At 63.1% G+C, this 12001-nt stretch carries 14 protein-coding genes; 1 reads left to right on the top strand and 13 read right to left on the bottom strand.

Annotated features, from left to right (window positions below; translation table 11 throughout):
• Window positions 1-5: 5 nt before the first annotated feature.
• The 11 genes from ABXS05_RS14790 to pcaD all read right to left on the bottom strand — a co-directional run bounded on the left by ABXS05_RS14790 (window position 6) and on the right by pcaD (window position 9746).
• Window positions 6-722, bottom strand: coding sequence for an ABC transporter ATP-binding protein (locus ABXS05_RS14790; RefSeq protein WP_367624438.1), 717 nt, complete (start codon window positions 720-722; stop codon window positions 6-8).
• Window positions 719-1483 (bottom strand): ABC transporter ATP-binding protein, encoded by a 765-nt coding sequence (locus ABXS05_RS14795; protein WP_367624439.1) that lies wholly within the window; start codon window positions 1481-1483, stop codon window positions 719-721. The genes ABXS05_RS14790 and ABXS05_RS14795 overlap by 4 nt, the downstream gene beginning before the upstream one ends.
• Window positions 1480-2466: a branched-chain amino acid ABC transporter permease gene (locus tag ABXS05_RS14800; protein ID WP_367624440.1), complete on the bottom strand. Its 987-nt coding sequence runs from the start codon at window positions 2464-2466 to the stop codon at window positions 1480-1482. Before ABXS05_RS14800 ends, ABXS05_RS14795 begins: the two co-directional genes overlap by 4 nt.
• A gap of 24 nt (window positions 2467-2490) precedes the next feature.
• Entirely contained in the window at window positions 2491-3354 is an 864-nt protein-coding gene (locus tag ABXS05_RS14805) for a branched-chain amino acid ABC transporter permease (RefSeq protein ID WP_367624441.1), read from the bottom strand.
• A 152-nt stretch (window positions 3355-3506) separates the two neighbouring features.
• Window positions 3507-4697: an ABC transporter substrate-binding protein gene (locus ABXS05_RS14810; protein ID WP_437178665.1), complete on the bottom strand. Its 1191-nt coding sequence runs from the start codon at window positions 4695-4697 to the stop codon at window positions 3507-3509.
• 156 nt (window positions 4698-4853) lie between these two features.
• The gene (gene pobA, locus ABXS05_RS14815; protein ID WP_367624442.1) at window positions 4854-6026 is read right to left on the bottom strand and encodes a 4-hydroxybenzoate 3-monooxygenase; all 1173 of its coding nucleotides are present in this window, start codon (window positions 6024-6026) and stop codon (window positions 4854-4856) included.
• An 81-nt stretch (window positions 6027-6107) separates the two neighbouring features.
• A complete protein-coding gene (locus tag ABXS05_RS14820) occupies window positions 6108-7172 on the bottom strand; it encodes a 3-carboxy-cis,cis-muconate cycloisomerase (protein WP_367624443.1) in 1065 nt (354 codons plus the stop codon).
• Window positions 7169-7783, bottom strand: coding sequence for a protocatechuate 3,4-dioxygenase subunit alpha (gene pcaG, locus ABXS05_RS14825; RefSeq protein WP_311941054.1), 615 nt, complete (start codon window positions 7781-7783; stop codon window positions 7169-7171). The genes ABXS05_RS14820 and pcaG overlap by 4 nt, the downstream gene beginning before the upstream one ends.
• The gene (pcaH, locus tag ABXS05_RS14830) at window positions 7783-8535 is read right to left on the bottom strand and encodes a protocatechuate 3,4-dioxygenase subunit beta (protein WP_367624444.1); all 753 of its coding nucleotides are present in this window, start codon (window positions 8533-8535) and stop codon (window positions 7783-7785) included. Before pcaH ends, pcaG begins: the two co-directional genes overlap by 1 nt.
• Window positions 8525-8941 (bottom strand): 4-carboxymuconolactone decarboxylase, encoded by a 417-nt coding sequence (gene pcaC, locus ABXS05_RS14835; protein WP_367624445.1) that lies wholly within the window; start codon window positions 8939-8941, stop codon window positions 8525-8527. The genes pcaH and pcaC overlap by 11 nt, the downstream gene beginning before the upstream one ends.
• A 7-nt stretch (window positions 8942-8948) precedes the next feature.
• Entirely contained in the window at window positions 8949-9746 is a 798-nt protein-coding gene (gene pcaD / locus ABXS05_RS14840; RefSeq protein ID WP_311941045.1) for a 3-oxoadipate enol-lactonase, read from the bottom strand.
• A 92-nt stretch (window positions 9747-9838) separates the two neighbouring features.
• On the opposite strand from pcaD, the gene pcaQ reads away from it, so the two are divergent.
• Window positions 9839-10756, top strand: a complete 918-nt coding sequence (gene pcaQ / locus ABXS05_RS14845; RefSeq protein WP_367624446.1) for a pca operon transcription factor PcaQ — start codon at window positions 9839-9841, stop codon at window positions 10754-10756.
• A gap of 20 nt (window positions 10757-10776) precedes the next feature.
• Here pcaQ and ABXS05_RS14850 read toward each other — a convergent pair whose 3' ends face one another.
• On the bottom strand, window positions 10777-11031 hold the full coding sequence (locus ABXS05_RS14850; protein ID WP_311941039.1) for a hypothetical protein: 255 nt from the start codon (window positions 11029-11031) through the stop codon (window positions 10777-10779).
• Window positions 11032-11472: 441 nt separating this feature from the next.
• Window positions 11473-11934, bottom strand: a complete 462-nt coding sequence (locus ABXS05_RS14855) for a Ros/MucR family transcriptional regulator (RefSeq protein WP_311944570.1) — start codon at window positions 11932-11934, stop codon at window positions 11473-11475.
• Window positions 11935-12001: the final 67 nt, after the last annotated feature.

The raw sequence follows: 12001 nt of genomic DNA on the forward strand, positions 1-12001 counted from the left end.
CATGCTCAATGCAGCCCGCCGACCCCGAGCAGCCGCTCGATCACCTCCGGTTGCTCGGAAAGCGTGGCCGAGGCGCCGGACCAGGCGATGCGGCCCCTCTCCAGAATGACGACATGATCGGCGAAGTCGATCGCAGTCTGGATGCGCTGCTCGACCAGCAGGATGGTCATCTCGCCCCCGGCGGCGAGGCGCAAGAACACGGCCATCAGTTCCTCGCAGATGACGGGCGCCAGCCCTTCCAGCGGCTCGTCGAGCAGCAGCACCGTTGGCCGGCCCAGAATGGTACGGGCCGTGGTGAGCATCTGTTGCTCGCCTCCCGAAAGTTGCGAGCCGAGATTCCTGCGGCGCTCCTTGAGGCGCGGAAACATCGCATAGGCTTCCTCGATCGCCGGGCGGCCGCAGTTCTTGAGGCCGACGAAAAGATTCTCCTCCACCGTCAGCGAGGCGAAGATGCAGCGGGCCTGCGGGACATAGCCCAGACCGCTGCGGGCGCGCGAGGCGCTGTCGAGCGGGCTGATATCCCTGCCGCCAAGGCGCAGCGTGCCGCCATAGCGCCGGGTCTGTCCGGCGATGGTGGCGAGCAATGTCGTCTTGCCCATGCCGTTGCGCCCGAGCACGGCCAGGCGCCCACCGGCGGGAACGGCGAAGGAAATGTTCTCCAGCACCCGGGTCGGGCCATAGCCGGCGCTGAGATCGCTGATTTCAAGCGGCGTTGCGGTCATGCTGACTGCTTCTCATGGGCATAGTTTCCAAGATAGGCCTGGCGGACACGCGCATCCTTCGTCACCTCCACAGGAGAACCATCGAAGATGATGGCGCCGGCAGCGAGCACGATGACGCGCTTGGCGAAGCGGAAGACGAGGTCCATATCGTGCTCGATCATCAGCACGGCGAGATCGGCAGGCAGGCAGGCCAGCGCTTCCTCGATGCGGGGCGTATCGCTTTGCGGCACGCCGGCGGCCGGCTCGTCGAGCAGGAGGACCTTGGGCTTGAGCGCCAGCGCCAGCGCGATCTCGAGCAGGCGCTGCTGGCCATAAGCGATTTCCGCGACCGGGCGGGTTGCGATGGCTGTCAGGCCGAGTGTAGCCAGCAATTCGTCAACCTCGGCCATCACGTCGGGTTTTGCACGATAGTGGCCGAAGAGACGGCTGGCACGGCCCGTGCGCTGCATGACGGCAAGAGCCAAATGTTCCTGCGGCGTCATGTCGGGAAAGAGCCGGGTGACCTGGAAGGAGCGTACCAGACCCCGGCGGACGCGCGCCGTCGGTCCGAGCCCGGTGACGTCCCTGCCGGCGAGCACCACCTTGCCGGAATTGGGCACGAGATGGCCGGTGACCAGATTGACGAAGGTGGTCTTACCGGCACCGTTCGGGCCGATCAGGGCGACACGGTCGCCGACGTTCAAGGTGATCGACAGGCCCTGCGTCACGGCAAGGCCGCCGAAGGATTTCTCCAGATCGAGGGTCTGAAACACCGCGCTCATCCGCCCCTCCCTTTGAAACGGGCAAGCAGTGCGGCAGCCGAACCATAGAGGCCACGCGGCGCGAACAGCACGACCGCGATCAGCAGGGCACCAATGATGGTAAGCCAATGGAACGGATTGGCCGCCGAAACGAAATCCTCGAAGCCCATGAAGGCAATGGTGCCGACGAGCGCCCCGTAGAGCGAGCCGGTGCCGCCGAGCACGAGCATGACCAGGGCCTCGGCCGAAAGGGTGAAGCTCAGACTGTCGAGGCCGACAACCTGGGTGGAAAGTGCGTTGAGCCCGCCGCCCAGGCCGGCCACGGCGCCGGAGATGACATACATCTTCAAGAGCGTGCCCTGCACCGAGGCACCCATGGCGCGGATGCGCACGGGGTCCTGCCGGATGCCGCGGCAAAGCATGCCGAAGGGCGAGCGCACCAACAGCCTGAGCAGGATGAAGACGACGAGGAGGAGAGCCACCCCCAGTCCATAGGCGGTACGGCCCCACAGGTCGAACTCGAACAGACCGAAGACGGGGTCGGGTGAGATGCCCGAGAGACCATCGCTGCCGCCTGTATAGGCCGAGGCCTTGTTGGCGACTTCATGAAAGAGATGGACCACAGCGATCGACAGCACCAATTGCGCGAGCCCGTGCCCGCGCAGGATCACCGCCCCCGAGACCAGGCCGGCGAGCGCACCGCCTACGGCCGAGATGGCGAGCATCGCCAGGGGATCGGTGACGTTCCACTGCACGGCGGCCATGCCGGCGGCATAGGCGCCGGCACCATACAAGGCCGCATGCCCCAGCGTGGCGACGCCGCAAAAGCCGGTGACGAGGTCGAGCGAAAGCACGAGCAGCGCAACCGAGAGGATGCGGGTCAGCAGCGCCAGATTATCCGGAAAGAGCACATAGCCGATGGCGGCGGAGGCTAGGATGGCCGCAAGACCGGCCAGGTCGCGCCTCAGCCAACTGGTTTGCGATGTTTCTCCCCGGCCGGCCATAGGTTTGTTCTCCGCCATCTCCATCTAGGCGCTCCTGCCCATCAGGCCACGCGGGAAAACGCAGACGATGGCGATCACGGCGAGATAGAAGAAGAATTCCCCATATTCAGGCAGGAGATAGCGGCCGGCGGTGTCGACCAGACCGAGCACCAGACAGGCCAGCAAGGCGCCGGGGATCGAGCCCGCTCCGCCGACGCAGACCACCACCAGGAAGGTCACCATATAGCGCAGGGCATAATAGGGCTCGATCGGCAGGAGTTCGGCTCCGACAATGCCGCCAAAAGCTGCAAGGCCGACGGCGATCGCGAAGCTGACGGCGTAGACGGTTCCGGTGCGCACGCCGAGCGAAGCAGCCATGGCGGCATTGTCCACCGCGGCACGCAGTTTAATGCCGAAACCGGTCTTCTCGATCAGATACCAAAGGGCCAGGGCAACGCCCAGGCCACAGGCGATGGCGAACAATTTATGCGCGGCGATCGAGCGAAAGCCGAGATCCGCCGGGCCACTCAGCATTTCCGGCAAGGGAATGGTCTTGAGCGTGGGGCCGAAGACGTAATTGGCGATGCCGATGACACAGAAGGTGATGCCGATGGTCATCAGCACCTGGGTGAGTTCGGGCGCCCCATAGAGCCGGCGGTAGAGCAGACGCTCCAACGGAAGGGCGATCACCACCGTGCCCGCGATGGCCAGCATGATGGCCAGGACATATCCCAGGCCGAGTGATTGTGCGGCGTAGGACGCGATATAACCGCCAATCATGGCGAACGCGCCGTGGGCAAGGTTGATCACCCGCATCAGCCCCATGGTCACGGACAGCCCGATGGAAATAACGAACAGCACCATGCCATAGGCAAGGGCATCGATACCCACGCTGAGAATGGTTTGCATGGCCTCATCCAGCATTGGAGGAATAACGATTTTCTCAAATCGTTGTTCGCTCTATTTCCTTTTCATGAAGCATTTTATGAATTGAGATCCATCGGAAGATACTTTCATCAGAATGCCGCTTGCGCCCGCCCGAGGCTCTCGATGAGCGGCTGCTATTTCGAAGCCGCCAGCCCGGGGTCGCCCTGCTTCTCGAAAGTAGCGATTTCCTTGTTGTAATAGCTGCCGTCCTCGGCCTTGGCGACCTCGCGCAGATAGATGTTCTGGGTGATGTGACGGCTTTCAGGGTCGATCGAGACGGGTCCTCGCGGGCTTTCCCAGGCCAGGCCCTTGACGGCATCCACGGCCTTCTGGGCGTCCTGCTTGCCAGCCGTCGCCTCGATCATCTTGTAGATGACATGCATGCCGTCATAGGCTCCGACCGCCGGAAACGACAATTCGCTCGGGTTGCCGATGGCCTTGCGAGCCGCCTCGACGAATTTCTTGTTCTCGGCCGAGTCATGCGAGACGGCATAATGGAAGGTGGTCAGCAGGCCCTCAGCCGCCTGGCCGAGCGCCGGCAGGTCCGACTCCTGGGTAAGGTCTCCGGGCGCGAGCAGCTTCACGCCCGCCTTGGCCAGCCCATTCTCGTTATAAGCCTTGACGAAGCCGAGCGTGGTCGGCCCCGACGGCAGGAAGGCGAACAGTGTATCGGCGCCGGAATCCTTGACCCTTTGCATGATCGGACTGAAATCGTTGGTCGACAGGGGCATGCGGATGGTGCCGACGACCTCGCCGCCAACGCCGGTGAAGCTGGTCTTGAAGGCGTTCTCGGCATCGACGCCGGGGCCGTAATCGCTGACCACCGTGATCGCCTTCCTGGCGCCGCGCTCCTTGGCGACCTTGGCCATCGGCGCGGAGGTCTGCCAGGTGGTGAAGGAAGTGCGCACCACGAGCGGGCTCTTGGTCACGATGACTGATGTTGCCGCATTCATCACCACGAGCGGCACATTGGCCTGCTTCAGCAGCGGGGTGACGGCCATGGCGTCCGGCGTGAAATAGAAGCCGGCGAGATACTGGACTCCTTCCTTCACCACGAGTTCCTGGGCCAGCGCCTTGGACTGCGCAGGATCGGCCTGGGGCACGTCGCGATAGATGATCTGGATGTCGTCATTGCCGGCCTTGCTGCCGTGCAGGGCCTGATAGGCGTCAATGCCCGCCTTGAAATTCTTGCCCTGAATGGCGAAGGGCCCCGAGAACGGACCGATGACGCCAACCTTGATCGTTTCGGCCAGGGCACCACCGGACAGCATGACCATCGCCAAAGTAGCGAAAACAGATCTGGCGGCGAGAACGGATTTTTTCATTCTTTCCTCCCAAAGCCGGACCAGCGCTTTTCGGGCACGCCGATCGCAGGCTTTCCATATTGGTCAAATGTGACGTGTTGATTGGTAATGTAAAATGAAAACAAGCGCTCGAAACATAACCTACAGGATATGTGACGGAGCTGAGGCTAAGCGATTTCAGTAGGGAAGACCGACATAGTTTTCGGCAAGCGCCGCAGACGCCATCTGCGAATGAACGAGGTAGTCGAGTTCGGCCTCCTGAATGCGTTGCCCGAAATCGTCGGTATCCGGGAAGCGATGAAGCATCGTCGTCATCCACCATGAAAAACGCACCGCCTTCCAGACGCGGGAAAGCGCCCGGCTCGAATAGGCATCGATGCCAGCCGATGAATTCTCCCGATAGAACTCTCGCAATCCCCAATAGAGATAGCGCACGTCGCTTGCGGCGAGGTTGAGCCCCTTCGCCCCGGTAGGCGGCACGATATGGGCGGCATCGCCGACCAGGAACAGTCGCCCGAAACGCAGGGGCTCGGCAACGAAGGAGCGCAGTGGCGCGATCGACTTCTCGAAGGAGGCTCCGGTGACGATGCCGGCCGCAGCCTCGGCAGGCAGCCGCCGGCGCAGCTCATCCCAGAAGCGATCGTCGCTCCAATCCTCGATCCTGTCATCGAGCGGGCACTGCACATAATAGCGGCTGCGATGGGTCGAGCGCATCGAACACAGCGCAAAGCCCCTGGGATGGTTGGCATAGATCAGTTCGTGGCCGGCCGGCGGCACCTCGGCAAGAATGCCGAGCCAGCCGAAGGGATAGGCTCGCTCATAGGTCCTGATCGCGGTCGACGGCACCGATTTGCGGCTGACGCCGTGGAAGCCGTCGCAGCCGGTGATGAAGTCGCAATCGATGCGATGGCCGACGCCGTCCTTTTCATAGGTGACATAGGGCGCCTCGCCACTGAAGTCGTGGGGCTCGACATTCCCGGCCTCGTAGATGGTGGCCAAGCCGGCTGCCTCGCGTTTGTCCATCAGGTCATGCGTCACCTCGGTCTGGCCATAGACCATCACGCGCTTGCCGCCGGTCAGGGCCGCCAGGTCGATGCGGTGCAACCTGCCGTCGAAGGCCAGCGAGATGCCCTCATGCGGCAGGCCTTCGGCATGCATGCGCTCGCCTGCGCCGGCTTCGTCGATGAGATCCAGCGTACCTTGCTCGAGCACGCCTGCACGCACGCGACCGAGCACATGATCGCGGCTGGCACGTTCGAGGATGATATTGGCGATGCCCTCATTGGCCAGCAATTGTCCAAGCAGCAGGCCGGAAGGCCCCGAGCCGATGATGACCACCTGTGTGCGCATTTCCTGCCCTCATCGCCGCGAGTTCCATGCCATCGGCAGGCCCGGGTCGGTTTTCGTTCCATTCCTGCTTCGGGATCGCGACTATCTGTCGGCGAGCACACCGATACTGTCGATCTGGGCGGCGAGTTCCCCCGCCAGCCGCAGCGACGCCGCGGCCGCCACGGCCATTTGCGGCAGAAGCAGCCATTCCAATGTCCACGCGGCGCCCGAGCGTTCCTGTTCGTGCAGCAAGGCCTGATGCATGCCGGCAAGCTGGGTGGCGTTGAAGCGGGCGAGCGTGACCAGCACCTCCGCCGCCACCGGATTTTGCTTGTGGGGCATGGCGGAGGACCCGCCACCCGCCGATAAGGCAATCTCGCCGCCATCCTGGGCCATCAGGGCGATATCCTGGCCGAATTTGCCGAGGCTTCCGGTGATCAGCGACAATAGATTGGCGAAATCGGCGAGCCGGTCACGCTGGCTGTGCCATTGCGCGGCATCGCCGAGGCCGAGGCGAGCCGCGAGCCGGGCCCGGACGGCAGCGGCCTTGGCCCCGAGCTTGTCCAGCGTGCCTGCGGCCCCGCCGAACTGCACCACCAGCAATGCCGGCCGCAGGGTTTCCAGCCGTTTCCTGTGCCGTTCCAGCGGTTCGCGCCAAGCCTGTATACGGTCGGCGACAGTGATTGGGATCGCCGCCTGCATACGGGTGCGGCCCATCAGCCTGCGGCTGCCGAATTCGAGTTCCAGGCCAGCCAGTTTCGCGACCATCTCGACCAACAGGTCATCCAGCCGCTGCAAAACCGACACCAACCGCAATATCAGGGCGGTATCGATGACATCCTGGCTGGTGGCGCCGAAATGCAAGCTGTCGCTGGCGGGCGTCCCAACCGCCTCACGCAATTGGCGCACCAGCTCCGGCACGATGACGCCGTCACGGGCAACGCCGCGTCTGAGCGCCTCGAGATCGGGGACGAACGAGGCCAGGGCGGCGGCGATCGTCGCGGCGACATCGGCTTCGATGACCCCCTCCTCGGCTTCCGCCTCGGCAAGGGCAAGCTCGAAGGCCAGCATCGCCGCCATCTCCACCTCGAAGGAGAACTGGCGCACCGTTTCTTCATCGCCCAAGAGGGCGGCAAGAACGGGATGATCTAGGGGCGAGACTGTCATATGTCGAAGAACACCGTTTCGTGCTCGCCCTGCAGGTGGATGTCGAAGACATAGGCATCCCCTTCGCGCGCCGCGACGAGCGTGGCGACGCGATGGCGATGCTCGATGCGGGCCAGCACCGGGTCCTCGGCATTCGCCTCCGCCTCATCGGCGAAATATAGGCGGGTGTGCAGGCCGAGATTGATGCCGCGGGCAACGATCCAGACGGTGAGATGCGGCGCCATCAGGCGGCCATCCTTGAACGGTACCCGGCCGGGCTTGACCGTCTCGAACACGCACTCGCCGGTCGTCATGTTCGTCGCCTTACGGCCCCAGCCGGTGAAATGGGGATCGGCCTTGCCGCGCCGTTCCGACGGCGAATTGTAGAGACCCGCATGGTCGGCCTGCCAGATCTCGACCAGCGCATCCTTGAGTGGCGTCCCCAGGCCGTCGATCACGCGCACCCGCACGCTGATGCGCTCGCCCTTGGTCGCATCGTTGACCATGACATCGCCGAGGTCATGGTCATAGACGCCTGCTATCTCCGCGAAATTCGGCGTCAACCCGATATGGACATAGGGACCGGCAGTCTGCGAGGGGCTTTCCTTGAAGCGGTCGAGAGCCTGAACCATCAATTGCCCTCCAGCCGGTTCTCGAACATCGTCGAGCGGCGCCCGCGCAGCACGATGTCGAACTTGTAGGCGCGGGCGTCCATGGGGATGGTCGCCTGCATGTCGAGGGCTGCGATCAAGCTTTCGATACCGGCCTTGTCGGGGATCGTCTTCACGATCGGGCAGAGCCAGATCAGCGGATCACCCTCGAAATACATCTGCGTGATCAGGCGCTGGGCAAAGCCATGGCCGAACACCGAGAAATGGATATGGGCGGGGCGCCAGTCATTGACGCCATTCGGCCAGGGATAGGGACCGGGCTTGATGGTGCGAAAGGCATAGCCGCCGTCCTGATCGGTGATGGTGCGGCCGCAGCCGCCGAAATTCGGGTCGAGCGCGGCGAGATAGCCTTCCTTCTTGTGCCGGTAGCGCCCGCCGGCATTGGCCTGCCAGAATTCGAGCAGTGCACCCGGCACACCCTTGCCGCGCTCGTCGAGGACACGCCCGTAGACAATGATGCGCTCGCCGATGGCACTCTCGCCCGGCCTGGCGAAATTGTGGATGAGGTCATCATCGAGCGGTCCCAAAAGATCATGGCCGAACACCGGCCCGGTGATCTCGGACAGTGTATTGTCGAGCGACAGCAGCGCTTTTTGCGGCGAACGCAGCACGGATGTCTTGTAGGGCGGCGTCAGGGCCGGCGGATGCCAGCTTCTATCGCGCTGGAAGAAGGCGCCCGTCTCGGGCCGGAGGTCGGTGCGTTCAGCGGACATCGGATTTTCCTGCCTCCTCGTCCATCTGGGCGAATACCTGCTTGGCGATCCTGATGGCCCGGTTGGCCGCCGGCACACCGGCATAGACAGCCACATGCAGGAAGGCCTCGCAGATGTCCTCCCGCGTCGCGCCGGTATTGGCGGTCGCCCTGACATGCATCGCCACTTCCTCGTCATGGCCGAGTGCCGCCAGCAAAGCGAGGGTGACGATCGAGCGCTCCCGCTTCGTCCAGGTCGGACGCGACCATACTGTTCCCCAGGCAGCCTCGGTGATCAGTTCCTGGAACGGGCGGTCGAATTCGGTGGAAACGCCCTCCGCATGGTCGACATGGGCATCGCCGAGCACGGCGCGGCGAACGGCGAGGCCCTCGCGATATCTGGCCGAGCGTGGCGCCGGAACACTCATTGCAGGATCACTCCGATGGCAGGCGTGCGAGAAACTGGGTGATGAGGGCAACGAGCATGGCGGGTTGCTCGATGCAGGGAATATGGCCGGCGCCGGTGATGACCTCGAATTGCGAGCCAGGAATGATCTTGGCCATCGAGCGCACCAGAGCCGGTGGCGTCGAACCGTCCTGATCGCCGACGATGCAAAGTGTGGGAACGGCGATCGCCTCGGCGGTCCTGGTATAGTCGGCATCGCGTATCGCCGCGCAGGTCGCGGCATAGCCCGCCACGGACTGACGGGTAAGCATGTTGCGGCAACCGTCCAGTTCGGCCTTGCGCTCGGCATGGAAACGCGGCGTGAACCACAATTTCATCACGGTATCGGCGATCGCGGCGATCCCGTCCTCCTGAACGGTAGCGATGCGGCTGTTCCAGCCATCGGCGGTACCGATCTTGTGCGCCGTGTCGCACAGCACCAGGCCTCCGACGATCTCCGGCCGGCGGTCGGCGAGGCCAAGCGCGATAAGGCCGCCGACGGAAAGGCCGCACAGCACAACGTCCTCGATGCCGAGATGATCGATCAGGCCGAGGAGATCGCCGACATGATCCTCGATCGCATAGGGGGTGGCGCCAAGGTCGGATAGCCCATGGCCGCGCTTGTCATAGACGAGCGTCGAGATCGAGCCGCCAAGTGCGCCGGCTACCTCGTTCCAGATGCGCAGATCCGTGCCGAGCGAATTGATGAAGACGAGGTGCCGCCCGCCCCGCCCGGCCGGTCTGTGGTCGAAATGCAGCGTGATGCCGCCGATGGAAATGAACTGCACGGCCGTCTCCTCTCCACGAAGATGGATGACGCTATTGGTTTGGTAAAATCATATTTTCTAGCGTTATCTTAACTGCTGGGTTATGGATCGCCATGATCGACAGCCGTGTCAAGTTCCGCCATCTTCAGACTTTCCTGGAAGTCGCGCGCCAGAAAAGCGTGGTGAAGGCGGCCGGTGTGCTGCATGTCAGCCAGCCGGCAGTGACCAAGACGATCCGTGAGCTCGAGGAAGCCTTGGGCGTCAGCGTGTTCGAACGGGACGGCCGCGGCATCAGGATGACCCGGACCGGCGAAGTGTTCATGCAGCATGCCGGTCTCGCCGTCAGCGCCCTCAGGCAGGGGATCGATTCCGTCGCCCTGGCCGGCGCCAAGGTGGGGCCGCCCCTTCGCATCGGCGCGCTGCCGACGGTCTCGGCCCATATCATGCCGCTCGCCATGCAGTTCTTCCTCAAGGAGGACACCGGCGTCACCGTCAAGATCGTGACCGGGGAAAACAGCGTCCTCCTGGAGCAGTTGCGCATCGGTGAACTCGACCTCGTGGTCGGGCGCCTGGCGGCGCCGGACAAGATGACGGGCTTTTTCTTCGAGCACCTCTATTCGGAGCAGGTCGTGTTCGTGGTGCGTCCTGGACATCCGCTGCTGAACAGCGGTGGCAACCTGTTCGAGCAGATGGGCGCCTACCCCGTGCTGATGCCGACGCGCGGCTCCGTCATCCGCCCCTTCGTGGAGCGCATCTTCATCGCCAATGGCGTCGCGACCGTGCCGACGGAAATCGAGACGGTGTCGGATTCCTTCGGCCGGGCCTTCGTGCGCCGGAGCGATGCGATCTGGGTCATCTCGCACGGTGTGGTCAGCAACGACATCGAGGAAGCCACCTTGAGGACCCTGCCGATCGAGACCAGTGATACCAAGGGACCGGTCGGCCTGACCATGCGCACCGACATGGTGGCCCACCCCGCCTTCACAATTCTGCTCAGGACCATCCGCGAGGCGGCCGGGAAGCTCGGTTGAAAGCCGGCGTGGTTCGGCGACTACTCGTCTTTGTCCCCGCCATCCTCATCGGCCTTACGGCGTTCGATCACGGCCTGCACCTGCGTGAAGTCGGAAGGGGCCATCGACAGCCCCTCGATCTTGTCGCTCCCGAGTTGGTTGACGGTCGCCCGCAATTCTCTCACCGGCACGACCTGCACATCGCCGCCACGTAGCATGATCGCCACTGTTCCCGGCTCGACCAGATCGCTGGCCACAATGCCGAGGCCGTCCAACAAGATGACTTCACCGGTCACGCATCACTCTCCCCTAAGCTACTTCTCCTGACCGAGCCACCAGGACGATCGAGAGGAGTTTGCAGCATGCCAGACATTTGCAGGATTCCCGGCAAGGCCCATGGACGGGCCTTGCCGGGAATCCTGCATGGTCTCTCCATGCGCCTACCATAGGGGGATCGGAAAGGTGTACCAACCTTTTAAGACTGCCGTCTCGCGTCGATCTCCGCGAGCAAGGAAGTCATTGCAGGCGAAAGCGCTGCTGCAGAATTGCCGAGGGATGGACGATCGACCTCGCTTCGAAGCGGCTGCATTTGGAAGACGTCACTGGAACCCGGAAGGGGGCGCCGAAACAAAGGGCCAGTGTCAAAGCGCATTCCTTACAAACCACGCCTTTCTCCATCCCCTTGTTTCAACACTTTTTCTTAACCGAAAAGCCTGTCGACCTTTCTGGAAAATGCCCTAGGCGTTGCCCTTCTTGGCCCTGCCCCGCGCCGTGCGAACCGGAGCCTTCTCCTTGGTCTGTCGGCCTTGCTGACCCAGACCGAGTTCCTTTGCCAACCGTGAGCGATGGGCCGAGTAATTCGGTGCCACCATGGGATAGTCGGCGGGCAGCCCCCATTTCTCGCGGTATTGCTCCGGCGTCATGTCATAGGCGCTGCGCAGGTGCCGGCTCAGCGACTTGAACTTGCGTCCATCCTCCAGGCAGATGACATAGTCGGGCGTGACGGACTTCTTGATCGGCACCGCCGGCGCTGCCGCAACGACGGGTTCGATTGGCCTTCCAGTATTCAGATCGCTCAACCGTCCATGTACCGATCTGATGAGTTCGGAAAGGGACGAAGAGGAGACCTGATTGTTCGCCACATAGGCAGAGACGATATCGACCGTCAGGTCGACCAGTTTCGTGTCAGCTTCAAGCACGTTGAGCCACTTTCGTTGTTGTGTTGATTTCAAAGTGAGTGAAGTTTTCTTAGTGACCGCAGCGTTG

It is taken from the genome of Labrys neptuniae, assembly GCF_040797145.1.
Classification (GTDB): Bacteria; Pseudomonadota; Alphaproteobacteria; order Rhizobiales; family Labraceae; genus Labrys; species Labrys neptuniae.